Annotated in this window: 22 protein-coding genes and 1 tRNA gene; 16 read left to right on the top strand and 7 right to left on the bottom strand. The window is 63.9% G+C overall.

Going from position 1 to position 23,068, the window contains the following annotated elements; translation table 11 throughout:
• Positions 1-6: 6 nt before the first annotated feature.
• Together hda and AC6H0N_RS11050 are read right to left on the bottom strand one after the other, a co-directional pair.
• Entirely contained in the window at positions 7-678 is a 672-nt protein-coding gene (gene hda, locus AC6H0N_RS11055) for a DnaA regulatory inactivator Hda (RefSeq protein ID WP_497574161.1), read from the bottom strand.
• Positions 675-1,802, bottom strand: coding sequence for an AI-2E family transporter (locus tag AC6H0N_RS11050; RefSeq protein ID WP_497574160.1), 1,128 nt, complete (start codon positions 1,800-1,802; stop codon positions 675-677). The genes hda and AC6H0N_RS11050 overlap by 4 nt, the downstream gene beginning before the upstream one ends.
• 128 nt (positions 1,803-1,930) lie before the next feature.
• On the opposite strand from AC6H0N_RS11050, the gene purM reads away from it, so the two are divergent.
• Positions 1,931-2,965 carry a phosphoribosylformylglycinamidine cyclo-ligase gene (purM, locus tag AC6H0N_RS11045; protein WP_497574159.1) on the top strand — a complete coding sequence of 345 codons (1,035 nt, stop codon included), beginning with the start codon at positions 1,931-1,933 and terminating at the stop codon, positions 2,963-2,965.
• A gap of 4 nt (positions 2,966-2,969) precedes the next feature.
• On the top strand, positions 2,970-3,827 hold the full coding sequence (locus tag AC6H0N_RS11040) for an SDR family oxidoreductase (RefSeq protein ID WP_497574158.1): 858 nt from the start codon (positions 2,970-2,972) through the stop codon (positions 3,825-3,827).
• A gap of 2 nt (positions 3,828-3,829) precedes the next feature.
• On the opposite strand, the gene miaA is transcribed toward AC6H0N_RS11040, so the two are convergent.
• Entirely contained in the window at positions 3,830-4,780 is a 951-nt protein-coding gene (miaA, locus tag AC6H0N_RS11035; RefSeq protein WP_497574157.1) for a tRNA (adenosine(37)-N6)-dimethylallyltransferase MiaA, read from the bottom strand.
• Positions 4,781-4,935: 155 nt separating this feature from the next.
• On the opposite strand from miaA, the gene AC6H0N_RS11030 reads away from it, so the two are divergent.
• Positions 4,936-5,523 carry a YqaA family protein gene (locus tag AC6H0N_RS11030; protein WP_497574156.1) on the top strand — a complete coding sequence of 196 codons (588 nt, stop codon included), beginning with the start codon at positions 4,936-4,938 and terminating at the stop codon, positions 5,521-5,523.
• Between the two features lie 12 nt (positions 5,524-5,535).
• Here the strand turns inward: AC6H0N_RS11030 and mutL are convergent, their stop codons facing one another.
• The gene (gene mutL / locus AC6H0N_RS11025) at positions 5,536-7,329 is read right to left on the bottom strand and encodes a DNA mismatch repair endonuclease MutL (RefSeq protein ID WP_497574155.1); all 1,794 of its coding nucleotides are present in this window, start codon (positions 7,327-7,329) and stop codon (positions 5,536-5,538) included.
• Between the two features lie 101 nt (positions 7,330-7,430).
• Here mutL and AC6H0N_RS11020 point away from each other — a divergent pair, with 101 nt between their 5' ends.
• From AC6H0N_RS11020 to AC6H0N_RS10995, 6 genes are all read left to right on the top strand, one after another.
• On the top strand, positions 7,431-8,165 hold the full coding sequence (locus tag AC6H0N_RS11020) for a hypothetical protein (RefSeq protein WP_497574154.1): 735 nt from the start codon (positions 7,431-7,433) through the stop codon (positions 8,163-8,165).
• A gap of 9 nt (positions 8,166-8,174) precedes the next feature.
• Positions 8,175-8,825, top strand: a complete 651-nt coding sequence (gene purN, locus AC6H0N_RS11015) for a phosphoribosylglycinamide formyltransferase (protein ID WP_497574153.1) — start codon at positions 8,175-8,177, stop codon at positions 8,823-8,825.
• A complete protein-coding gene (locus tag AC6H0N_RS11010) occupies positions 8,822-9,553 on the top strand; it encodes a DUF3108 domain-containing protein (protein WP_497574152.1) in 732 nt (243 codons plus the stop codon). Before purN ends, AC6H0N_RS11010 begins: the two co-directional genes overlap by 4 nt.
• Before the next feature lie 30 nt (positions 9,554-9,583).
• The gene (locus AC6H0N_RS11005) at positions 9,584-10,915 is read left to right on the top strand and encodes an RsmB/NOP family class I SAM-dependent RNA methyltransferase (RefSeq protein WP_497574151.1); all 1,332 of its coding nucleotides are present in this window, start codon (positions 9,584-9,586) and stop codon (positions 10,913-10,915) included.
• On the top strand, positions 10,899-11,465 hold the full coding sequence (locus AC6H0N_RS11000) for a phospholipase D family nuclease (protein WP_497574150.1): 567 nt from the start codon (positions 10,899-10,901) through the stop codon (positions 11,463-11,465). Before AC6H0N_RS11005 ends, AC6H0N_RS11000 begins: the two co-directional genes overlap by 17 nt.
• Positions 11,466-11,562: 97 nt before the next feature.
• Complete coding sequence (locus tag AC6H0N_RS10995; protein WP_497574149.1) at positions 11,563-12,732, top strand: DesA family fatty acid desaturase; 1,170 nt, start codon at positions 11,563-11,565, stop codon at positions 12,730-12,732.
• Between the two features lie 62 nt (positions 12,733-12,794).
• Here the strand turns inward: AC6H0N_RS10995 and AC6H0N_RS10990 are convergent, their stop codons facing one another.
• Together AC6H0N_RS10990 and AC6H0N_RS10985 are read right to left on the bottom strand one after the other, a co-directional pair.
• Positions 12,795-13,250, bottom strand: a complete 456-nt coding sequence (locus tag AC6H0N_RS10990) for a 6-pyruvoyl trahydropterin synthase family protein (protein ID WP_497574148.1) — start codon at positions 13,248-13,250, stop codon at positions 12,795-12,797.
• A gap of 125 nt (positions 13,251-13,375) precedes the next feature.
• Complete coding sequence (locus AC6H0N_RS10985) at positions 13,376-13,678, bottom strand: helix-turn-helix domain-containing protein (RefSeq protein WP_497574147.1); 303 nt, start codon at positions 13,676-13,678, stop codon at positions 13,376-13,378.
• A 253-nt stretch (positions 13,679-13,931) separates the two neighbouring features.
• On the opposite strand from AC6H0N_RS10985, the gene AC6H0N_RS10980 reads away from it, so the two are divergent.
• The 7 genes from AC6H0N_RS10980 to AC6H0N_RS10950 all read left to right on the top strand — a co-directional run bounded on the left by AC6H0N_RS10980 (position 13,932) and on the right by AC6H0N_RS10950 (position 20,018).
• Positions 13,932-15,155, top strand: coding sequence for an aspartate kinase (locus AC6H0N_RS10980; protein ID WP_497574146.1), 1,224 nt, complete (start codon positions 13,932-13,934; stop codon positions 15,153-15,155).
• 59 nt (positions 15,156-15,214) lie between these two features.
• Positions 15,215-15,307, top strand: a tRNA-Ser gene (locus tag AC6H0N_RS10975).
• 360 nt (positions 15,308-15,667) lie between these two features.
• Positions 15,668-16,060: a PqqD family protein gene (locus AC6H0N_RS10970; RefSeq protein WP_497574145.1), complete on the top strand. Its 393-nt coding sequence runs from the start codon at positions 15,668-15,670 to the stop codon at positions 16,058-16,060.
• Between the two features lie 10 nt (positions 16,061-16,070).
• Complete coding sequence (locus AC6H0N_RS10965) at positions 16,071-17,126, top strand: hypothetical protein (protein ID WP_497574144.1); 1,056 nt, start codon at positions 16,071-16,073, stop codon at positions 17,124-17,126.
• The gene (locus AC6H0N_RS10960; RefSeq protein ID WP_497574143.1) at positions 17,116-17,883 is read left to right on the top strand and encodes a glycosyltransferase family 2 protein; all 768 of its coding nucleotides are present in this window, start codon (positions 17,116-17,118) and stop codon (positions 17,881-17,883) included. The genes AC6H0N_RS10965 and AC6H0N_RS10960 overlap by 11 nt, the downstream gene beginning before the upstream one ends.
• Complete coding sequence (locus AC6H0N_RS10955; RefSeq protein WP_497574142.1) at positions 17,876-18,589, top strand: glycosyltransferase family 2 protein; 714 nt, start codon at positions 17,876-17,878, stop codon at positions 18,587-18,589. Before AC6H0N_RS10960 ends, AC6H0N_RS10955 begins: the two co-directional genes overlap by 8 nt.
• The gene (locus AC6H0N_RS10950; RefSeq protein ID WP_497574141.1) at positions 18,582-20,018 is read left to right on the top strand and encodes a nucleotidyltransferase family protein; all 1,437 of its coding nucleotides are present in this window, start codon (positions 18,582-18,584) and stop codon (positions 20,016-20,018) included. Before AC6H0N_RS10955 ends, AC6H0N_RS10950 begins: the two co-directional genes overlap by 8 nt.
• 41 nt (positions 20,019-20,059) lie before the next feature.
• Here the strand turns inward: AC6H0N_RS10950 and AC6H0N_RS10945 are convergent, their stop codons facing one another.
• Entirely contained in the window at positions 20,060-22,957 is a 2,898-nt protein-coding gene (locus AC6H0N_RS10945; RefSeq protein ID WP_497574140.1) for an EAL domain-containing protein, read from the bottom strand.
• Between the last annotated feature and the right edge of the window lie 111 nt (positions 22,958-23,068).

Here is a 23,068-nt window from a genome sequence, read left to right as displayed (position 1 = left end):
TTCGTTTCAGTTGTTCAGGTCCGGCTGCATCACCTCGCGCAGCAGGGCGAGGGTGACCGGACGTTTGCGTTCGAGCGAGGCCGCATCCAGGGCTTCGACGGTGCTGACCAGGCTGGGCAGGTCGCGTCGACCATGGCGCAGCAGAAAGGCCACGATTTCGTCGGGCAGCTTCATGCCGCGGCGCTCGGCCAGCGTGGCGAGAATGGCCGCGCGGGTTGCGTCGTCGAGCGGGCGCAGTTCGTACACCAGTGTCTGGCCGATGCGCGTGCGCAGGTCTTCACGTACTGACAGATTGCGCGGCGGCTGCGGGCCGGCCAGCAACAGGGTCTGATTGTACGTTGCCGAACGGTTGAAGGCGTTGAACAGTGCGATCTGGGCGTCGTCGTCGAGCTGTGTGACGTCGTCGATAGCGAGCAGCAGGCCGGGCGTGTCAGGCAGATGCGGGCCGACCGTTTTGGCGGCCAGATGCAGCGCCGGACGACCGACTTGGGTGGCGGCTTCAACGGTGGCGGCGAGCAGGTGACTGCGCCCGCTTCCGGCCGGGCCCCACAGATACAGATGGCCGGCGCCGAGCACGGTTTCATGCAGCGCACGCAGCAGTTCGTCGTTTTCGCCCGCAATGAAGTTGTCCAGCGTCGGCGGGGCGTCGGCGCGCAAGTCCAGCAACAGCTGTTTCATTCAGTACGATCCGCCTCGTCCTTGTCGCTCACGTACAGCGGAGGTGCTGCCGCGCCTTCGGCGCCGAGGTAGAGCGGGCTTTCCAGCCACGCGCCCCGCACTTCGCGCAGGCCGACCAGAATGGCGGCGCTGACCGGCAGCGCGACCAGCATGCCGACGAAGCCGAAGAGCTGGCCGAAAGCCATCAGCGCGAAGATGACGGCCAGCGGGTGCAGGCCGATGCGCTCGCCGACCAGATACGGCGTAAGTGCATAGCTTTCGATCAGTTGCCCGAGGCCGTACACCACGCCGACCCCGATCAACAGGGATACCCCGTCGCCCTGCAGCAGTGCAGTCAGGATGGCGAGGATCAGCCCGCCGCCGAAGCCGACGAACGGAATGAAGGACAGCAGCCCGGTAATGATGCCGACCGGCAGCGCAAAGCTCAGCCCCGCAATCCACAGGCCGATGCTGTAGAACGTGGCGAGGATCAGCATCACCGACAGTTGTCCGCGCAGGAATTCCGACAACACCTTGTCGATGTCGCGCGCAATGCGCGTCGTGCGATCCACTGCTGGGCGCGGAATGGCGTTGCGCAGGGACGGAATGATGCGCGGCCATTCCTGCAGCAGATAGAACATCACGACCGGGATCAGGATCAGGTTGGTTGCCAGGCCGACCAGAGCCATGCCGCCTTGCTTGACGTGGCCGAGCAGCGAGGGCATCAATTCGCCGGCCTGTTCCTTGTTCTCGCTGAACACCCTGCGCAGGGATTCGAGGTCCAGACTGAGATTGGTGCCGAGCTTGTCATTCAGGATCGGCAGCAGACGCGCATCGATGATGTCGAAAAACTCCGGCAGTCGCGCGATGAGCGCTGCCGCTTCGCGCCAGAACAGCGGCACGAGGATCAGGAACAGCAGTGTGATGGTCGAGCCGGCTGCGAGGATCACCAGCAGTACCGCGAGCGGGCGCGGCCAGCGCCGTGCCACCAGCCAGTTGACCGCCGGGTCGCACAGGTAGGCGAACACCGCGCCAACGACGAATGGCGTCAGGATCGGGCCGAGCAGCCACAGCAGCACCAGCAGCGCGATGCCGGCCGTGGCCCACAGGGCGGTGTGCAAGAGTTGGGGGCGGGGAATGGGCATTTCGAGTAAAATCTCGGGTTGAAGCGGCGGCCTGTCCAGGCCGCCGGGCCCCGTAATGTAGCCCCTGGTCGTTGCGCTCTCAAGCGCGACGCAGTCCGGGAGCATTTTCCGAAGCAAGAGGAACGATCGTGACCTCCCTGACCTATCGTGATGCCGGCGTAGACATTGATGCCGGCGACGCCCTTGTCGACCGAATCAAGCCCCTGGCCAAGGCCACCATGAGGCCCGAGGTGATGGGTGGGCTTGGTGGTTTCGGCGCGCTGTTCGAACTCTCCAAGAAGTATCGCGAACCGGTGCTGGTGTCGGGTACCGACGGCGTCGGAACCAAGCTGCGCCTTGCTTTCGACCTGAACCGTCATGACACCGTGGGCCAGGATCTTGTGGCGATGAGCGTCAATGACATTCTCGTGCAGGGCGCCGAGCCGCTGTTTTTCCTGGACTATTTCGCCTGCGGCAAGCTGCATGTGGATACCGCCGCCGAAGTCGTGGCGGGCGTCGCGAAAGGCTGCGAACTGGCCGGCTGCGCGCTGATCGGCGGAGAGACCGCCGAGATGCCCGGCATGTACCCGGAAGGCGAGTACGATCTGGCCGGTTTTGCGGTCGGTGCCGTCGAGAAGGCCGACATCATCGACGGCTCAAAAATTGTCGCTGGCGACGTGTTGCTCGGGCTGGCTTCCAGCGGCGCGCACTCCAACGGCTACTCGTTGATCCGCAAGGTGATCGAAGTGAGCAAGGCCGATCTGTCGGCCGATTTCCACGGTCAGCCGCTGGCCGACGCCGTGCTGGCGCCGACGCGCATCTACGTCAAGCCGCTGCTGGCGCTGATGCAGGCACATGCCGGCATCGTGCACGGCATGGCGCATATCACCGGCGGCGGCATTCTCGAGAATGTGCCGCGCGTCATCCCCGACGGGCTCACCGCACGCATCGACTCAACGAGCTGGACCCTGCCGCCGCTGTTCCAGTGGCTCAAGCAGGCCGGCAACATCGCCGCCGCCGAGATGTACCGCGTGTTCAATTGCGGCATTGGCATGGTCGTGCTGGTGTCGGCCGAAAATGCCGATACGGCCGAGGCCTTCCTGCGCGAACAGGGCGAGACGGTGTATCGCATCGGTCGCGTCGAGGGGCTTGAGGGCAACCAGCCGAAGACCATCGTCGAGTAAGCGCGTGTCCGCCGGCGCCTCGCGCAGCATTCTGATTACCGGCTGTTCCAGCGGTATCGGCGAGGCCGCCGCCCGGCGCCTGAAAGATCGCGGTTGGCGGATGTTTGCCACCGCGCGCAAGCAAGACGACGTGGCGCGCCTGGCCGCCGAAGGCTTCGAGGCGCTGCAGCTTGATCTGGCCGACAGCGCTTCAATCCGGAGCGCGGTCGATACGGTGTTCGAGCGCACCGGCGGCACGCTCGACGCGCTGTTCAATAATGGCGCTTATGGCCAGCCGGGTGCGGTCGAAGACCTCACGCGCGAAGTGTTGCGCGAACAGCTCGAAACCAATCTGCTGGGCACGCACGAACTGACCTGTCTGGTCTTGCCGGCCATGCGCGAGCAGGGCCATGGCCGCATCGTGCTTAACAGCTCCATCCTCGGCTTTGCCGCCTTGCCGTATCGCGGCGCCTACAACTGCTCGAAGTTCGCGCTCGAAGGGCTTGCCGACACGCTGCGGCTGGAACTCTCCGGCAGCGGCATTCACATCAGCCTGATCGAACCCGGCCCGATCGCCACGCGCTTTCGCGACAACGCTTACGCCGCTTACGAGCGTCGCATCGATCGCCACAACAGCGCTCACGCGGCAACCTATCGCGCGCTCGAACGCCGCCTGCGCGGTGAAGCCGGCAAGACGCCCTTTACGTTGCCGTCCGATGCGGTGGTCGACAAGCTCATTCACGCCATCGAGTCACCACGTCCGCGCGCCCGCTATTACGTGACCTTTCCGACGCATCTGTTTGGTTTTCTCAAGCGCATCCTGCCGACGCGCTGGATGGATTGGGTGCTGTTGCGTTCGACGGCTAGCGAACGGCAGGAGTGAGCTCAGGCGCCGACGCAGCGCCGCGCTCGTTCCACGACTTTCTCCACCAGTTCCGCATCCAGACAATCCAGCTCCTCCAGATCCGCCCAGTTCTCGCGGAACTGGCGCTGCCACGTGAGTTGCCGTTTGGCGAGCTGACGCGTGGCGGCAATGCCCTTGAAGCGCATCGTGGCCAGGTTGTCGTCGCCATCCAGGTGCGTCCAGGCCTGGCGGTAGCCGACGCAGCGCATGGAGGGCAGAGCGGGGTCGAGGCGGTATTTCGTGCGCAGGGCGCGCACTTCGTCGAGCAGGCCGGCTGCCAGCATGGCGTCGAAGCGCTGTTCGATGCGACGGTGTAATACCGAGCGATCGGATGGCGTCAGCGCGAGCGTCAGCGTGCGGTGGCGGATGGTGCCTTCTTCGCGTCGTGCGTAGCTTTCGGCCAGCGGTCGGCCGGTGAGCTCGACGATTTCCAGCGCGCGCTGGATACGTTGCGCGTCGTTCGGCTCCAGCGTCGCGGCGGCCTGCGGGTCGAGTGTTGCGAGACGGGCGTGCAGCGCCGGCCAGCCGAGGCGTTCGGCGTCGCGGTCGATTGCGGCGCGCAGTTCAGGGTCGGCCTGTGGCAGGTCCGAGATGCCGTCGCGCAGTGCCTTGAAATACAGCGAGGTGCCACCGGCCAGCAGCGGGATGTTGCCGCGTGCGCTGATCTCGTCCATCAGCCGCAGCGCGTCGCTGCGAAACTGGGCCGCCGAATAGCGTTCTTCGGGTGTGACGATGTCGATCAGGTGGTGCGGGCAGACGGCGCGCTCGGCGCTGGTGGGCTTGGCCGTGCCGATGTCCATGTCGCGATAGACCAGCGCGGAGTCGACGCTGATGATCTCCACAGGCAGCTGCTGCGCCAGCGCGAGCGCACACGCGGTCTTGCCGCTGGCCGTAGGGCCGAGAAGGAGGATTGCGGGAGGTGCGTCGGACATCAGGCTGGTTTTTCCAGAAGCGGCTTCAGCCGGGAATCCCGCGAAGTCACGGGCTGAAACCGACTGCGCAGGAGAATGTGAGCAGATTATAGCGACCCCGCCGCTCGCCTCCGCGGTTGGTATGATGCCGCGTCGCCCATCGTGCCGAGACCGCCTTGAAACTGTTTGCCCCGCTCTATATCCGCACCATGCAGTGGTCGCGCCATCCGCGTGCGCCCTGGTATCTGGGCGGGCTGAGTTTTGCCGAGTCTTCGTTCTTCCCGATTCCGCCGGATGTGATGCTGGCGCCGATGAGCCTGGCAAACCCGTCGAAGGCGTGGATGTTCGCGCTGATCACGACGCTGGCATCGGTGGCTGGCGGTGTGCTGGGTTACTTCATCGGTGTGTTCGCCTTCGATCTGATCGAGCCGTGGCTGGCCACGACCAAGTACTGGGCCAAGTATCTGGAGGCGGAAGCGTGGTTCGAGCGCTGGGGTTTCTGGGCGGTCTTTGTGGCGGGTTTCTCGCCAATTCCCTACAAGGTGTTCACGATTGCCGCAGGTGTGGCCTCGATGGCTTTGCTGCCGTTCATGGCGGCGTCCCTGATCGGGCGCGGCGCGCGCTTCTTCCTGGTGGCCGGGCTGATGAAGCTGGGCGGCGTGCGCATGGAGGCGGCGCTGCACCGCTACGTCGAATGGCTGGGCTGGCTGATGGTCGGTGTCGTGGTGGTGGCGATCATCGTCATGAATGGCCGGGCGGGCTAAGCGCCCCGACACTCACTGTCCGCGCATGAAGAAGCGGTCCATTTCGGCCAGCGAGAACTGAGTCCAGGTCGGTCGGCCGTGGTTGCACTGGTCGGCGCGCTCGGTGGCTTCCATATCGCGCAGCAGCGCGTTCATTTCCGGAATCGACAGTTGTCGGTTGGCGCGCACCGCGCCGTGGCAGGCCATGGTGCCGAGCAGTTCGTTGCGTCGCGCGGTGACGACTTCGGTGGCCGGGTATTCGCGCAATTCCGCGAGCAGATTGCGCACCAACTCGCCGACGTTGGCCTGCGCCAGCAGCGCCGGCACGCTGCGGATGGCGAGTTCTTCCGGCCCCGCCGGCGCCACTTCAAATCCCATTCCAGCGAGCACCTCGACATGCTCTTCGGCGGCCGCCATGTCGCGTACGCCGAGCGAGATCACGGCCGGCATGAGCAGGCGCTGGATGGCCGGGCGGCCGTCGAGCACCGTCTTGAGTTTTTCGTACAGGATGCGTTCGTGCGCGGCGTGCATGTCGACGATGACCATGCCCTTGGCGTTCTGCGCCAGCACATAGATGCCGTGCAATTGGGCGATGGCGTAGCCCAGCGGGGCTTCGTCACCGGGCGTTTGCTGCGCACCCGGAGGAGGGGCGGAGAAGGCTTCGCGGGTCGACGCCTCGCTGGTGGACCACGGCGCAGCCTCTGGTCGGGCTGCTGCAGCGAAGTCGAGGTAGCTGCGCGAGGCCGATTCCATCGCAAGCTGGCTCTGCACCGGCGGCGCCCAGCGCGCTTGCTGTGTATAGGGCGTGGATTCGACTGTCGGTGCTTCGCGCCCGGCCGCCAGCGCCGCGCCGGACTCGGCCAGGGCGCGGCTGATGGCGTGGAAGACGAACTGGTGCACGGCGCGCGATTCTCGGAAGCGCACCTCGATCTTGGCGGGGTGTACGTTCACGTCCACTCCGGCCGGATCAAGCTCTAGAAACAGCACGTAGGCCGGATGACGTTGGCCGTGCAACACGTCGGCGTAGGCCTGACGGGCGGCGTGCGAGAGGATCTTGTCGCGCACGAAACGGCCGTTCACGAAGAAGTACTGTGCGTCGCGGTTGGCGCGCGAGTAGGCCGGCACGCAGGCAAAACCGGTCAGACGCAGCGCGCCGGCGTCGGCCTCGACCGCGCGGGCGTGCTCAAGAAAATCGTCGCCCATGAGGGCCGCGATGCGGCGGGCCGGGTCGGTCGGTTGCAGGCGGTGCGAGACGCGGCCGTTGTGCGCGAACTGGAAGGCCACGTCTGGCCGGGCTAGCGCGGCGCGACGGAACATCTCGTCGCAGTGGGCGAATTCGGTGGCTTCGGTCTTGAGGAATTTCCGGCGCGCTGGCGTGTTGTAGTAGAGGTCTGCCACTTCGACTACGGTGCCGGCATTGAGCGCCGCCGGCACCACGCTGCGATCGACACCATCCACGCGCCAGGCATGCGGTGCGCCGGTGGCTCGGCTGGTGATGGTGGTGCGCGATACCGACGAAATGGCGGCCAGGGCTTCGCCACGGAAGCCCATGGTGGCGACGCGTTCGAGGTCGTCGAGGCTGGCGATCTTGCTGGTGGCGTGACGATCGAGCGCCAGTGCGAGCTCTTCCTTGGCAATGCCGCAGCCGTCATCCGTGATGCGGATGCGACGCACGCCGCCCTGTTCGAGCTGGATCTCGATGGCGCGCGAGCCGGCGTCGAGCGCGTTCTCCAGCACTTCCTTGACGACCGAGGCGGGGCGTTCGACGACCTCGCCGGCGGCGATCTGGTTGATCAGGATGTCCGGCAGTGGGCGAATCGTCGGCATTGCGGCTCCAGCCAAAACGCCGATTATACGTGCGCCGCCGCAGGCCCCGCAGGGGGCTCATTCCGGTATCATGCGTGGCGTTCGAACGAGCCCGAGTGCGCATGAAAACGACCTCCTCGCCGGCCCTGTCGCGGCGCGCCTTTCTCGCGATGCTCGCGGGTCTTGCGACTGCCGGAGCCGGCTGCAGCATTCCGGGCACCTCGCCGGGTGCGCCGTCGCGCAAGCCTTACTTCCACGAGCAGCTGTTCAAGACTGACGTCGATCATTACATCGAGGCCTGTCAGAGCCGCATCTTCGTGAGCCTGCGGCGGCTGGCCGAGAAGCTGTATCGCCGCAATCCTCGGGAATGGCGCAAGAGTGCGGATAGCCTGGAAGATGCGCTGACGCAGATTTTCGACGTCAACCACTCATGGCAGATCGAGGCGCTCAACGGGCGCCGCAACATCGACGTTCTGCAGCTGGCCTTCGACCCGGATTTCCGCGGAGATCGGGTGCAGGCGCTGATGGTCGGCATGGCCAGCATGATCCAGGCGGCGTTTGGCGACATGGTCGGCTTCTACGTGCTCAATGATCTGTCTCCGCAGGGTTTCTATAATGCGGCCCGCAACGTCGAGATCGCAGCCTGGAAGCTTGGCACCGCGCGGGACGAGGCTGGCGCTTTGTTGCTGCTGTCGAACGAGATGGGCGAGGTTGCCAATCTGAGCTTCGAACGCGAGATGGGGCGCATGATCGGCATTCTCGAAACCCTGACCGACCTGCTGGAGATCAAGACCGAACGCATGGTCATCCGCGTTGTCCAGGGCATTGCGACGGCGGTCTTCCTGCCAATTCCCTGAGGTGCGTGGATGACGTCCATCGTGGTACTGATTTCCGGTCGCGGGAGCAATCTCGAGGCCATTCTGCACGCGGGTATTCGGGGAGCGGATGTTTGCGCCGTGGTGTCCAGCCGGCCCGACGTGGCTGGCCTGGAGATCGCTCGTGTCCATGGCATCCCGACCGTAGTGGTGGATGCGGCGGGTTTTTCGTCGCGGGCCGCGTTTGACGCGGCGTTGGCTGCTGCGGTGGATGACTTCGAGCCTGATCTGGTGGTGCTGGCCGGTTTCATGCGTTTGCTGGCGGCAGATTTCGTGAGCCGCTACGCGGGGCGAATGCTCAATGTCCATCCGTCGCTGTTGCCGGCCTTGCCGGGTCTGCATACGCATCGGCGGGTGATTGAGGCCGGTGCGCGGGTGCATGGTGCGACGGTACATTTCGTCACGCCAGAGTTGGATGTCGGCCCCATCGTCATCCAGGCGGCCGTGCCGGTGCTGGACGATGACGACGAGCACAGCCTGGCCGAGCGGGTGCTGCGCGAGGAGCACCGCATCTACCCGCAAGCCATACGCTGGTTCATTGAGGGAAGATTGAAGATCAACGGGGAGCGTGTGATTGTGTCCGAAGCACACGTTTCCGCGGCGGCACTGGTGTCGCCTGCACTGGAGGAAAGCAAGTGGTGAAGCAGTTCTTGAGCGTACTGGCGATGTGCTGCGCGGTGGTCTCCATGCCGCTGTCGGCCGCCGGAGTGAAATGGCCCGCAGGCGGCGAAGTGGTGTTCGACGTCACCCAGGGGGAGGGCGGCATGGTAATCGGCAAGGGCATACACCGCTGGGATCACGACGGCCGCGGCTACCGCATGAGCACCTTCCTGGAGACCGTCGGCTTGGCGGCTTTGCTCAAGGATTTCGAGTACGCGCAGCGCAGTGAGGGGGATGTCACCTCGCAGGGCTTGGTGCCACGCCGCTTTGTCGTCGAACAGAAAGGGCGTGAAACCGAGACGGCGACCTTTGATTGGCGCACCAGCAGCGTGCTGGTCGAGCGAAGCAAGGGGCGCCGGGACACCGAGACGCTGGCCCGCGGCGATCAGGATGTGCTGAGCGTGTGGCACATGGTGGCTGTGCGCGGCGGACGCGACCTCCCGAACGAGATCACGCTGGTGAGCAATCGTGGCGCCGACCCTGCTTCGGTGCAGGTGGTGGGTATGCAGGACATCGATCTGCCGGTCGGCAAGTTGCGAACCATGCACGTGCTCATCAAGGCGCATTCGGGCAAGCTCGAGATCGGACTGTGGCTGTCGGAGAAGCACGCCTGGGCGCCGGTACGTGTGCGCCTGCAGGACCGTAAGGGCAAGGTGCTCGATCATCAGGCGGTCAGCGTCAAACTGACACCGGCTGCCGACCAACGTTGAATATTCGGCGCATTGCCGCGCCCTGAGTACATGCAGAATTCATCCCGTAGCAAGAAGCCATCACGACACTCTTCCAGCGGCAAGCCCGCGGCCTCCAACGTGCGTGGGCCGCTCACGCATGCTGCTGTAGTGCTGGGCGAGGTGCTGACATTCGCCCATCCGGCGGATGCCGTGCTGTCGCGCTATTTCCGCGAGAACCGGCAGCTCGGACATCGTGATCGCGGTGTTGTGGCCGAGAGCGTGTACGGCATCCTGCGTCGTCTGCGCTGGCTGCGTGGACTGTGCGGGGAGGGTGCGACGCCGCGCCAGTTGCTGCTGGCATGGCTGGCGCGTGGTGAGGGGTGGTCGGCCCGACAGTTCGAAGGAGTGGTTTCGCCCCACGAGGCAGACTGGATTGCGTCGATCAAGGCGAGTGAGCCCGGTCCGGGGTCTCTCGCCGAGCGGACCGATCTGCCCGACTGGCTGGCGGAACGCCTGGTGGCGGCGCATGGCGAGGACGGTGTGCTGGCGCTGGCTGCGGGGCTGAACCGGCCCGCGCCGCTGGATTTGCGCGTGAACATCGCCCGCATCTCGCGCGACGAGGTGCTTGCCGACCTGCGTTCGGACGGAATTCCTGCGACGGCCTGCCCGTTCTCGCCGCACGGTATCCGGCTTGAGGGCAAGCCGGCCTTGCAGTCGCATCGGCGTTTCCTCGATGGCAGCTTCGAGGTTCAGGACGAAGGCAGCCAGCTACTTGGCTTTCTGGTCCAGCCGCGGCGTGGCGAACTGGTTGTGGATTTCTGCGCCGGCGCCGGCGGCAAGACCCTTCACCTGGGGGCGATGATGCGCTCGACCGGGCGGCTGTACGCGTTCGATGTATCCGAGCGCAGGCTCGCCAACCTCAGGCCGCGCGCGGCGCGAGCCGGTTTGTCCAACGTACATCCTGCGCTGATCGCGCATGAGCGTGATGCGCGCGTGAAGCGCCTTGCTGGCAAGGCCGACCGCGTGCTGGTCGACGTGCCGTGCAGCGGGCTCGGTACGCTGCGTCGCAACCCCGACCTGAAGTGGCGTCAGAGCCCCGAATCCATCGAAGAGATGCGCACGCTGCAGGCCAATATCCTGACCTCGGCGGCCGCACTGGTGCGGCCCGGCGGGCGGCTTGTGTATGCCACCTGCAGTCTTCTGGCCGAGGAGAACGATGCCGTGGTCGATGCCTTTGTTGCAGCTAATCCTCAGTTTCGCGCGCTCGATGTCGGCGAACTGCTGCGCAAGCAGGGCATCAATATCGACATGGCCGAGCGGCTGCAGTTGCTGCCGCATGTCCACGACACCGATGGCTTCTTTGCTGCCGTGTTCGAGCGTGCGGATGGTGCGCAGGGCTGAAGCCTGGCTGCTCGTACTGGCGCTGGTCGTCACTCCGGTGGTGGCCAGTGAGGTGTTTGAGGCGCAAGGCTCGGTCGAGGTGGCCTTCCCGCCGGCCGACGACGGCGAGAAGCTGCTCATCGGCGTGATCGACGGCGCCCGCTCGAGCCTGCACGTGCAGGCGTATGTCTTCACCAGCAAGACGATTGCCGGTGCGCTGGTCGCGGCACATCGTCGAGGGGTGCGGGTGGAGGTGCTGGCCGACGCGAAGATGAATGCGCGCCCGACCGGCAATGCGATTCCGCTCTTGCTCGCAGCCGGTGTGCCGGTGGCCTTCGAGACTGCCTATGCGGCCGCACACAACAAGGTGATCGTGGCGGACGCTGACGGGCCCGGTTGCGCTGTCCTTACCGGCTCGTACAACTTCACTTGGTCTGCGGCGAACCGCAATGCCGAGAACCTGATCGTGCTGAGGAACAACTGCGCGGTCGCGCGGGTCTACCGAAGCAATTGGGAACGGCATCGCGCAGCAGCCACGCCCGTTCGCCAACTGCCCTTTGAATTCCCGTAAGCGTCCCCATTGTTGTCATGGCCGCCCTACATTTCCCGGCAATTTCCGGGTGATGGCGTAGAATTCCCTTATCGCAACCGCAGGAAATTTTCATCGCATGTTCAATGGTTTGATCGATCTTCCCTGGTGGGGCTACGTGCTTGTTGCACTCGCGCTGACCCATGTCACCATCGTCGCGGTAACGGTGTTTCTGCACCGTCACCAAGCCCATCGCGCGCTTGAACTGCACGCCATCCCGAGCCATTTCTTCCGCTTCTGGTTGTGGCTGACCACCGGCATGGTGACCAAGGAGTGGGCGGCCATCCACCGCAAGCACCACGCCAAGTGCGAGACCGCCGAAGACCCGCACAGTCCGCAGGTCAAGGGCATCCGCAAGGTGCTGTGGGAAGGTGCGGAGCTGTACCGCGAAGAGTCGAAGAATGCCGAGACGCTGGAACGCTATGGTCACGGCACGCCGGACGACTGGCTGGAGCGCAATATCTACAAGCACTCGGTGCTCGGTGTCAGCCTCATGTTGATCATCGACGTGCTGCTGTTCGGCGCCATAGGTCTTACGATCTGGGCCGTGCAGATGATCTGGATTCCGTTCTGGGCTGCCGGTGTCATCAACGGTCTTGGGCACTTCTGGGGCTACCGCAATTTCGATTGCGCGGACGCAGCGACCAACCTTGTGCCGTGGGGCATCATCGTCGGCGGGGAAGAGTTGCACAACAACCACCACAGCTTTGCCACCTCGGCCAAGCTTTCGGCCAAGTGGTACGAGTTCGACATCGGCTGGATGTATATCCGCCTGCTTGAGATCGTTGGGCTGGCCAAGGCGCGCAGGGTGATTCCGACGCCGCGTTTCACCGAAGCCAAGAGCGAGGCCGATCTGGAAACCCTGCAGGCCGTGATCACTCACCGCTACGACGTGATGACGCGCTACGTGCGTTCCCTGCGCCATACCTGCGCCGAAGAGCTGGAGCGAATCGCTGCGGCTGGTGGTCGGAGCTTCAACCCCAAGACGCTGCGTCGCCTGATCCTGTCCGACAGCGCCCGCAAGGTCTGCGACACGGAGCGTGCGCAACTTGAAGACGTGCTGCGTGACAGTCATGCGCTGGCCACGATCAAATCGATGCGCGAGGAACTGGCGGCCATCTGGGGGCGATCTACAGCGTCCAGCGAGCAGTTGCTCCATCAGCTTCAAGACTGGATCTCGCGTGCTGAACAGAGCGGAATCCAGCAGTTGCAGGACTTCTCCATGCGCTTGCGTCGCTACGCGCTTTAGTCGCGCTGCTTCAATAAAAAAGCCCGCGTTTGCGGGCTTTTTTATATGTGCTGCTCCGGCCTCTAGGGCGCGATTTCGTCGCGCAAGGCATCCGCCCAGCAGTTCGGTGTTTCGTAGAGCCGGACGCGCTCCAGGCGCAAATGATTTCCGTACACGTCGCGATACTGCGGGTCGAGTATGCGGAAGGCTTCCTCTGCGAGGTTTTCCGCGGTGGGCACCACGTCGAGCAGCACCGTCTTGTGGTCCGGCATCGAGGCAAGAAAGTCCGTGACGATGGTGTCGCCCCGCCAGGCCAGGAAGGCGTGGTCCCAGACCTCGACAACGTGGCGCATGGCAACGCGTTTGACGTCGGCAAAGTCCATCACCATGCCGTTTACCGCTTCGCCCTTGGCGCGGATGATCTCACCGCACAGCGTGATTTCGAGCACGTAGCGATGACCGTGCAGATGTCTGCACAGGCTGGCGTGGTCGGGAATGCGATGGCCAGCGTCGAATTCGAGTTTGCGGGTGATGCGCATGCGGCGCGAGTCCGGGCAAGGGGAGCCGAGTATAGCATTCGGCCGGCGGAGCGTTTGAGGCGGTGGTCAACGACAAACGGCCAGTTCCGACCGGGGTCGGAACTGGCCGTCGGGGCTGCCGCGGGTCAGCGGGCGCTCTTGTCCTTGCGGGCGGCGCGCGCTTCTTTCTTCAGCGACTTGTAGCCTTCCGGATCGTTGGACTTGAGGTACTCGGCGACTTCGACGTCTTCCTTGCGGATCTTGCTGATGTCGATCTGTTCGATGTGCACGAGGCGCAGCAGGGCCTGAACCGGGCGCGGAATGTTGCGACCGCTCTCGTAGCGCGAACCGCCGCTTTGCGTTACGCCGATCTTCGACCAGAACTGCGACTGGTTCATGCCGAGCTTGCGACGGATTTCCCGCACGTCGATCTTGTCGGTGGCTTTCATTTGAATATCCTTTGAAGGTCTCTGTGGTTGCGCTCATCCGCTTACGCGGACCTTACGTTGACGTATTACTAAGGTCGTAGTGACATGGCAGTATAGGGCGCATTCGTTTCACATACAAGCACTAACTGATATGGGTGCCCGGAATCAATATCGCGCTTCCCGACTTCCGGGTTCTGAGAGTCCCGGCGGCTCGAAATTGTTCCGAAAAGCCGCTAGAATTACGAACTTTTGCAACCCCGCAGGTTGATTCCGAATGGCACTGATAGTTCAGAAATACGGCGGCACTTCCGTTGGAACGCCCGAGCGGATCCGCAATGTGGCCAAGCGCGTGGCGAAGTTTCGCGCCCGTGGTGATCAGGTCGTGGTGGTGGTCTCGGCAATGAGCGGCGAGACCAATCGCCTCATCGCTCTGACCAAGGAAGTTTCTTCCAATCCGCTTCCGCGTGAGCTCGACGTGGTGGTGTCTACCGGTGAGCAGGTCACCATCGGCTTGCTGTGCATGGCGCTCGGCGAAGAAGGCGTGCCGGCGAAAAGCTACACCGGCGGACAGGTCCGCATCCTGACCGACTCGGCACATACCAAGGCGCGCATTCTCGAGATCAGCGACGCACCGATCCGCAAGGATCTGGATGACGGCAAGGTCGTGGTCGTGGCCGGTTTCCAGGGTGTGGACGAGTCGGGCAACATCACCACTTTGGGCCGCGGTGGGTCGGACACTACCGGTGTCGCGTTGGCAGCCGCGCTCAAGGCGGACGAATGCCAGATCTACACGGACGTGGACGGGGTTTACACCACCGATCCGCGAGTCGTGCCGAAAGCCCGCAAGCTCGACACCATCACCTTCGAGGAAATGCTTGAGCTGGCCAGTCAGGGTTCGAAGGTGCTGCAGATTCGTTCGGTCGAGTTCGCCGGCAAGTACAAGGTCAAGCTGCGTGTCCTCTCGAGCTTCGAGGAAGAGGGCGAGGGCACGCTCATCACCGTTGAGGAAGACAGCAAAATGGAACAACCCGTCATCACCGGTATCGCGTTCAGCCGCGACGAAGCCAAGATCACCCTGGTCGGCGCTCCCGATGTGCCGGGCATTGCGTACAAGATTCTGGGGCCGATTGCCGACGCCAATATCGACGTCGACATGATCGTGCAAAACGTCGGTCACGCTGGCGCTACCGACTTCTCGTTCACTGTTGCGCGAGGTGATCTGGATAAGGCCAGGAAGACGCTCGACGCCAACATGTCGCAGTTCAATGCGAAGGAAGTCGAGATCGACGACACCATGGCCAAGATCTCGGTGGTGGGTGTCGGTATGCGCTCGCACCCGGGCGTTGCGTCGAAGGTTTTCGAGACGCTGGCCAATGAGCGCATCAACATTCAGATGATCTCAACGTCCGAGATCAAGATCACGGTCGTGATCGAAGAGAAGTATCTCGAGCTGGCAGCCCGCGTCTTGCACAAGGCTTTTGGTCTCGATCAAGCCTGAAGCGCAATCCCGGTTTGACCGGGTGGCGCGGAGTCGCTATGATCGCGCCTCTTGTTTGAGGAGACGTGGCCGAGAGGTCGAAGGCACTCCCCTGCTAAGGGAGCAGACGGGCAAAACCTGTCTCAAGGGTTCGAATCCCTTCGTCTCCGCCAAGAATGCAAAAAGCCCGTGCATCTGCACGGGCTTTTTCATTTGTTTTTCAGCACAGGTAGTTGGCCGAGGTGGCGAGAGAATGATCGAGGCTTGTGTGGCGGGCGGCGAGACCGCCCGGCGCAGTAGGCCTTGGCGCCGCCTCGGCGAATATAGTTCTGGCGGATGGGCTATTGTTTGCATCTGTCGTCCGCCTCTCGCTCACGCTGGCGGGTTAGTGGCCAGAATTGTGATCCGCCAACACGCGGCGTGAATGTGATGGGGGCCGGAGGTTGTCCTCCGTGTCGTCGATTTGTTGCTTCATTCGAGCGAGGTCAGCAGTGTCAGAGCCGGATTGTTTTGAGGTTGCCGCACCAGAAGTGGTGGATGAAGATTTCGGTACCGAGATCGTGGTGCTCAACCTCGCAGATGGCCGATATTTCAGCCTGCGCGGAGTGGCTGCAACGCTTTGGCGGGATATGCGCACAGGCCACGGGCCGGCAGCGTTGACGGAGGCGGTTGCCCGAGTCGACGGAACCTTGTCAGACGCCGTGGCAACGTTTTTTGCGTCCCTGCTGGAAGCGCGACTGATTCGTCCGTGCGATGTTCGCGAGTCGTTATCGGCTGCCGAAGCTGCTTCCGCAATTGAACTTTCACGCGAAAAGCGGGCGCCGGTAATCGAGGCGTTCGATGACATGGCCGAGCTGATCCTGTCTGACCCGATTCACGACGTTGAAGAGGACATTGGCTGGCCGGTTCGCCGTGACGCGAGCTGAGCCTTCGGGCTTGCCCACCGCAGGTCTCTCGGCTGCGGATTACGGACACGCGCTGCTGCAGGCTGCGCGCCAACTCGATCGCGGGCGTCTGTTTGTTCGTCGCTTTGAATGCATGCGCATACGCGTGGACGCCTGGTTCAGTGATCCGGGCTATGCGGAACTCTGCGCCCGCAACCTTGCGCTCAGATCGCCAGCGAGTGACGGCCCAGCCGACGTAACGATATTCCTGCTCGACGCAGAGAGCCTTGGGTGGCCTCAGCCGCAGCCATGGCCAACATCCGTGTTTGATCGTCAGGCGATGATCCGCGCGCTTTCCGCTATTGGCTTGCGCGGCGCCTACTTGCATGATCCGCGTGTCTGGCAGTTCTTTGACGCCAGTGCCGGTCTTGGTGTGCAGTTGATCCGGCGACCCGGTGCTATGGCTGACTGGGAGAGCGGCGGGCCGTTGCGCGCCTTCTTGCATTGGGCGCATGCGGCTCGCGGCATGCAGCTTTGCCACGCGGGTACCGTTGGCCGAGGCGGTCGTGGCGTGCTGCTGGTCGGCGCCGGCGGGTCGGGCAAGTCGGGCACGACCCTGGCCGGAATCGCGGCCGGCCTGGATACCGTAGGGGATGACTATTGCGTTGTGGCGCGGTCCGGGGCCGAGGCCCGCGCATATCCGTTGTTCCGCATTCTCAAACAGGACCCGGGCGGGGTGCGCCGTGCAATGGGGGAAGCCGCTTTGGATGCGTTCGGGCCGTTGAACTGGCAGGGCAAATATGAGATTCACGCGGACATGCTGGAGCGCAGTCCGTTTGTTGATGTGCTGCGCATCAGTGCCATCGTCATCCCGCGCATCGCGGGGGCCGCTCAAAGCAGCTTTCAGCCCGTCTCGGCAGGGCAGGCCATGAGGGCTCTGGCGCCTTCGTCGTCGTTTCAGTTGCCGGATGGCGAGCGTGAAGGCATCGCCTTTGCAGCGTCGCTGTGTCGCAGCTTGCCTTGCGTGGAAATGGCCTTGTCGAGGGATGCCGCGGAGATCGCTGCGGCGCTGAATCGTTTTTTGATGGAGTCGGCTTGTGACGAGTGATGCGCAGCTCGGCGTGATCATGCCGGTGTTCAACGGAGAGCGCTATGTGGCGAATGGTCTGCGTTCGCTGTTGCGCGAGAGCGAGGTGGGGCTGGAGATCGTCGTTGTGGACGATGGCTCGGCCGATGCGTCGCGCGAGATCGTGCGTGCTATTGCGCGTGAGCACCCCTGCGTTCGGCTGCTGGAGGTGGACCACGGTGGCGTATCCAGGGCGCGCAATGCCGGCCTGGATGCACTGAGAGAGAGTGTCTCTCTGGTGAGCTACCTTGATTGTGATGACCTGAATCCCGCTGGACGACTCCAACGTCAGGTGGGGCTGTTGAATGCGCGCGCGGAGATCGATTGTGTCGTGGGGCTGTTGCAGATCTTCGAGGATGAGGATGCCGAACAGCTGCTTCCCCGCGCAGGGAGCCGGACGGTAACGGTAAGGGGGGTATCCCTGAGTGCCGGGGTGTTCAGGCGCACGCTGCTGACGAAACTGGGGTGTCTTGCCGAAGACATGCGTTACGGCGAGGACACTGATTTTTACCTACGCATGCTGGAGGCAGGTACGCCATACCTTGCAGAAGACGAAGTGGCGGTGTTCTATCGCCGGCATGGGGCCAACGCCACCAATGACGTGGCACGGACGAGATCCGGGTTCATCGACGCCATTCGACGTTCGTTGGCCCGGCGCAGATCAAGTGGCGTTGCGGTGGAGCTGGGGAATCTGTTCAAAGCGCGATCGGAAGCGGAGAGGTTGTTCTCGAATGAATGAGTACGCGGTTGTAATCCCAGCGTGGAATGCGCAGGACACGATCGGTGAGGCGCTCGACTCCTTGCTGGCGCAGACCGTTGCCCCCGCCGAGATCATCGTCGTAGACGACGGATCGAGTGATGGTACGGCGGGGGTCGTGCGTGGCTACGGTGCTCCTGTGCGCCTCCTGCAGCAGCCCAATCAGGGCTGCGGAACCGCGACGAATGCTGGTCTGGCAAGCGTAACAGCGCCGCTGACCGCCTTTCTGGATTCGGACGACGTCTGGTTGCCCGGCAAGGCAGCGGCGCAACTCGCGCGTCTGGCCGATTGCGCTGATCTTGCCGGAGTGTTCGGGCGGGTCCGGACTTTCCGTGGGCCTCTTGCTCAGCCCGAATACGGCTCGGAAGCGGACATGTGGGGACGGACCACGATGATGGTGCGCACCGCGGCTGCTCGCAGCGTTGGCCCGATGGTGGACCCGGTCGGAGGGCGGGGTGACACGGTGGACTGGCTGGCGCGTGCACGCGAGCTGGGCCTGCGCTTCGAAATGATGCCGGAGGTGTTGGCCCTGCGTCGCATCCGGCCTGGCAGCCTCTCCTACGGGCGCGATGCAGCCAAGGATCGGGGTTATATCGACGTAGTGAGGCGCGCGCTTGAGCGGCGACGTGCACTGGCTGCCGGTGAGGCCGGTGAGGCCGGTGAGGCCGGTGAGGCCGGCAATGAATGATCTGCAGGCGCGGCTCTGCGACCGCTTGATTCCCCGCGCCGAGGCGGCGTTGCTAATAGGCGCCGCGCTGCGGGACGACCTTGCGGCGGCCGCGTGCTGGCGCGAATGGACGCAGCGGCGAGATCTCGACGATGTGACCTGGGACGAGCACAAGATCCTTGCCTACGTTGCCCGACGACTGACAACGATTGCTCCGCAGTGTGCCTACCGGCCGCGCGTCGAAGGGCTCGCGCGGGCGGACTGGACGCGCTCGCAGATGGTGTTGCGCGGCTCCGCTTCGGCCGTGCAGGTGCTTGCCGATAGCGGTATCGAGGTGATGTTGCTGAAGGGCGGCGCGCTGCAGGCTGTGCTGGCCAAAGGGAGTGGCGCGCGTCTCAGCGGCGACCTGGACGTCATGATGCGCAGACGCGACTTTGCGGCTGCCGTGCGCGCGCTGCATGCCGCGGGCTGGCGCTCGAAGGACTCGATGGAGTACTCGTGCGTGCGCTGGCGCTTTGCCTCGGGCACGAATCTGCGCAAGCTGCCGTTCGGCGATATCGATGTGCACCATCAGCCGATTCACGGTCCGGCGTTGCCGGATGTGGTGCTGGATGAGCTTTGGAACCGTTCGGATGCTGCGGTGTTTCACGGTTCTCCGGTGCGGGTGCCTGCGTTGACCGACCTGGTGGCAATTGCCGCGGCACATGGCGTGCGGGCCCGGTCCGAAAGTGACTATGGTTTTTCCTGGCTGTTCGATCTGGATACCTTGCTGCGGGACGCCCGCTTTGATGCGCAGGCGCTGGTGAGTGCAGCACGCTCACTCAACGTTCTGCCCGCCACGCTTGCGGCCTTGCGTTCGCTGGATCGTATGGGCGACAACCCGCATGCCGCGGAGGGCGTCCGCGCACTCGCAGCCGAACGAGCCGTGCGTGGCGACTGGTTTCGCTTCTGGCTGGAAGCGTTGCCGGTGGCCCGGGCCAAGCCGTTGCAGAGCGTTGTCGGCTTCTTTTACCCGGCCATCCGGGCAGGGCGTGAACGTGACGTCGTCCCGCGTATCCGCCCGCTGCTGCTCGGCGGGCACGGTGTGCGGCGAATCGACCTGTCGCAGGAGTGCAGCGAGTTCGGCGTACGGCATGAAGTCGCGTTGCCGCAGTGCGCGGGCAAGGCGCTGATTGTCGAGCTGATGTGTCCGGTGGAGGGCGCTTCGCGTCGGCGCCTGGATGTCGCCCTTGATGGTCAGATCGTGGGTCGGATTTCCTTGCGGGTGCGGCGAGGGGCGACCGAGAAGGTGCAGGCTTTTCGATGTCGCGTGCCGCTGAGTGAAAGCCTGACAAGCTGCATTTCGATTGAATCGCTCGGGCAGTTCAGCGTGCTGGCCGGTGCGACGTCTGAAACGCTCGAGCGTGCTCGGCCGGCGCCGTTTGCGATTGCGGCTGTGTCTGTGGTGTAGGCACAGCGTCTTCAGTCAATCTGGTTTGCCGGGAGGCAGTGTCAGGACTGAGCTTGCGTTCGCGAGGAGCGCAGCAGATCTGCAAACGCAGCTGCCGGCAGCGCCGGACTGAAGTGATAGCCCTGGATTTCGTCGCATGATTCGCGGCGCAGGAATTCCAGCTGAGCCGCGTTCTCGACACCCTCAGCGACAACCCGCAGACCCATGCGGTGGGCCAGCGCGATCACCGAGCTGGCGATGGTGGCGGCACTCGGGTCGGATTCCAGGCGGCTGATGAAGCTGCGATCAATCTTGAGCAGATCCACCGGGAAACGGTTCAGGTAAGCCAGACTCGAGTAGCCGGTGCCGAAGTCGTCGATGGCGATGCGCAAGCCGATGGCTTTGAGCAGATGCAGCGCGATGGCGGCTTCTTCCGGGTTGTCCATGACCGCGCTCTCGGTCAACTCGACTTCCAGGTAATCGGCTTCAAGGCCGGTGCGTTTCAGCGCCGCCGCGATCTGCTCGGGCAGGTTGCGTTGCTGCAGTTGCAGCGCGGAGATGTTGACCGCCACAGGGATTTTCGGAAGCCCGTTGTCCTGCCATTGGCGGTTCTGCCGACAGGCTTCCTGCAGAGCCCATTCGCCGAGCGCGTGGATCAGACCGCTTTCTTCGGAGATCGGAATGAAGCGATCTGGCGGCACGTACTCCATGGTGTCCGGATGACGCCAGCGGGCCAAGGCTTCGGCGCCGATGATCTCGCCGCTGATCAGGTCGAGCTTGGGCTGGTAGTGCAGTTCGAGCTTGTTGCTGGCAAGCGCCAGCCGCAGTGCGGATTCGAGCGACAGGCGCGCCTGTGCTTCGGCGTTGAGCGCCTCGGTGTAGAACATGAAGGGCTCGCTGCCGTCGCGTTCGGCCTGGTGCAACGCCATGCTGGAACTGGTGAGCAATTGGTCGAGGGTTTCGCCGTCGTCGGGCAGCGTGGCAATGCCGGCGTGCAGGTTGGGTTGCAGCACGTGGTCTTCGATGTAGAGGGGCTTGCGCAAGGCTTCGAGTAGTGTGCGCGTGAGCACGATGACGTCGTCGGAGTCGGCAATGCCCGTAAGCAGGATCGCGAATTCGCTGCCGGACAGGCGAGAAACGGTGTCTTCCTCGCGCGTGGCATGCGTCAGACGCGTGGCGATCTCGCACAGGAAGTGATCGCCGATGTCGTGCCCGAGGCTGTCGTTGATGCGCTTGAAGTGCTGAATGCCGACGGTGAGCAGAGCCACCCGCGTGCCGTCGCGACGAGCATTGGCGCGTGCATCGGAGAAGCGCAGGTTGAGCAGAGCGCGGTTGGGCAGACGGGTAAGCGGGTCGTAGGACGACATGAAGTCGAGCCGCGCTTCGATGCGTTTGCGGTCCGAGATGTCGTGCTGGATGCTGATGAAGTGGATGACGTCTCCGCTGTCGTTGCAGATCGGGCTGATCGATACCGATTCCCAGTACAGCTCGCCATCCTTGCGGCGGTTCAGCAGGTCGCCTTTCCAGGCCTTGCCGTCCTGCAGCGTTTCCCACATGCCTTGATAGTGCGTGGGCGGCGTATAGCCTGATTTCAGAATGCTCACATGCCGCCCGACCACGTCTTCCGGGGCATAGCGGCTGGTGAGCGTGAACTGGGGATTGACGTACTCGATCACGCCGCGCTCGTCAGTGATGATGACGGAACTGACGCTGTGCTCGATGGCGGTATTGAGCTTGTGCATCTCCTGCATGGTCACTTCACGTTCCTGCTCGGCGGCAAGCAGAGACAGGCGCATGTGTTCGAAAGCGCCGGCCAGCCGCCCCAGCTCGTCCGCAGCGCTCACCGGCGTGACATGCATCAGATTGCCCGAAGAGATGGCGTTGGCGGATTGTTCCAGCGCCAGCAAGGGCTTGAGTACGCGTCGCTGCACGACCAGCCCGGCAATTGCGAAGGCCGCCAGGGCGAGCAGCAGGCTGACGACCGTCAGCATGAACTCGGCATTGGCCTCGGAGCGCAGGCGCGAAGCGCGCTGGTCGATCTCCGCGCCCAGTACTTCTGACAAGGCCAGCACGGCGTCGATGCCGCGTGTGGCGTTGTCGAACCACTCGCGGGCGCTCACGGGGTAGGGAAGGCCGTCGGCGTCGGCGCTGATGACGGCGCTGCGCATGTCTTCGTAGTGCACAAAGAGGTCGGTCCAGAACCGGTCAACCGCCTGTTCGATGGGCGCGCGATCGGCGAAGTGTTCAAGCAGGCTGTCAGCGCGCTTCCAGGTATGGAGGATGTTCGAGCGGAAGTGCTCGAGCTCGCGCTTGCGGATCGGCCCGATGGGCTCGTTGCGAGCCAGCGCCGAGGCGATGATGGAGCGCTCCTGGCCGAGCAGTTCGCTCAGGGTGAACAGCGCGTCCTTGATCAGCGGTTGCGCGGTGGTGCGCGGGCTGTTGTCGCCGACCGGGGCGATGCTGGTGCTGACCAGGTGATGCAGGAATTCGATGTGCCGCGTCACCAGATCCACCCAGCGCTGTGGGTCGATCTCCAGATCCATTGGCACGCCGTGCAAGGTGGCATCGACGGCGCCGCGATAGCTCTGCAGTTCGGAGTGCAGCGCGCGAACTTCGAGGAGGCCACTCACCAACGCGTGATCGGGTGCCAGCGCAGCGGTGGGTGCAGCCTGGGCCGACAGCGAGCCGAGCTGGGCGTCGGCGGCCTGACGGATGCGCGCAAGTTCTTGCAGCAGTTCCGGGTCGGCCTGGTTGGCCGACAGCATCATGGCCGTCAAGCCGCGTTCGCGGGCCAGCGCACCGCTGGCTTGCTGGGCCAGTCCGGAAATCCGGTTGCTGTTCTGCAACCAGTCGATGGCCTCGCTGCGGACGCGCATGTCCACGACCTCGCGGGCCGCAATGGCAACGGCCAACGTGGTGAGCAAGGCGATCAGGGACAGGAGCAGGTGGCGGATCGACATCCAGGAGCTAAGGCCTTACAGATTGCTGACACAGTCTGAGTTTAGACGCAAAGCCCAAAGCTAGAGGGGAAGGGAAAACCCTTTGTTGACCGGGGTCAAGGGAGGGCTGAA

Source organism: Pseudazoarcus sp. NS34, assembly GCF_059703725.1.
Note: the sequence above shows the minus strand (reverse complement) of the source record. Positions and strands in the feature narration are given on the sequence as shown.

What these genes read in the sequence shown, in the direction of transcription:
- AC6H0N_RS10995 (WP_497574149.1), top strand. Translation starts at nt 11,563, where the DNA reads ATGTTCAATGGTTTGATCGATCTTCCCTGGTGGGGCTACGTGCTTGTT.
- AC6H0N_RS10985 (WP_497574147.1), bottom strand. Translation starts at nt 13,678, where the DNA reads ATGAAAGCCACCGACAAGATCGACGTGCGGGAAATCCGTCGCAAGCTC.
- AC6H0N_RS10990 (WP_497574148.1), bottom strand. Translation starts at nt 13,250, where the DNA reads ATGCGCATCACCCGCAAACTCGAATTCGACGCTGGCCATCGCATTCCC.
- AC6H0N_RS11050 (WP_497574160.1), bottom strand. Translation starts at nt 1,802, where the DNA reads ATGCCCATTCCCCGCCCCCAACTCTTGCACACCGCCCTGTGGGCCACG.
- AC6H0N_RS10980 (WP_497574146.1), top strand. Translation starts at nt 13,932, where the DNA reads ATGGCACTGATAGTTCAGAAATACGGCGGCACTTCCGTTGGAACGCCC.
- AC6H0N_RS11020 (WP_497574154.1), top strand. Translation starts at nt 7,431, where the DNA reads ATGAAAACGACCTCCTCGCCGGCCCTGTCGCGGCGCGCCTTTCTCGCG.
- AC6H0N_RS10950 (WP_497574141.1), top strand. Translation starts at nt 18,582, where the DNA reads ATGAATGATCTGCAGGCGCGGCTCTGCGACCGCTTGATTCCCCGCGCC.
- hda (WP_497574161.1), bottom strand. Translation starts at nt 678, where the DNA reads ATGAAACAGCTGTTGCTGGACTTGCGCGCCGACGCCCCGCCGACGCTG.
- mutL (WP_497574155.1), bottom strand. Translation starts at nt 7,329, where the DNA reads ATGCCGACGATTCGCCCACTGCCGGACATCCTGATCAACCAGATCGCC.
- miaA (WP_497574157.1), bottom strand. Translation starts at nt 4,780, where the DNA reads ATGTCCGACGCACCTCCCGCAATCCTCCTTCTCGGCCCTACGGCCAGC.
- AC6H0N_RS11000 (WP_497574150.1), top strand. Translation starts at nt 10,899, where the DNA reads ATGGTGCGCAGGGCTGAAGCCTGGCTGCTCGTACTGGCGCTGGTCGTC.
- AC6H0N_RS11005 (WP_497574151.1), top strand. Translation starts at nt 9,584, where the DNA reads ATGCAGAATTCATCCCGTAGCAAGAAGCCATCACGACACTCTTCCAGC.
- AC6H0N_RS10945 (WP_497574140.1), bottom strand. Translation starts at nt 22,957, where the DNA reads ATGTCGATCCGCCACCTGCTCCTGTCCCTGATCGCCTTGCTCACCACG.
- AC6H0N_RS10955 (WP_497574142.1), top strand. Translation starts at nt 17,876, where the DNA reads ATGAATGAGTACGCGGTTGTAATCCCAGCGTGGAATGCGCAGGACACG.
- purN (WP_497574153.1), top strand. Translation starts at nt 8,175, where the DNA reads ATGACGTCCATCGTGGTACTGATTTCCGGTCGCGGGAGCAATCTCGAG.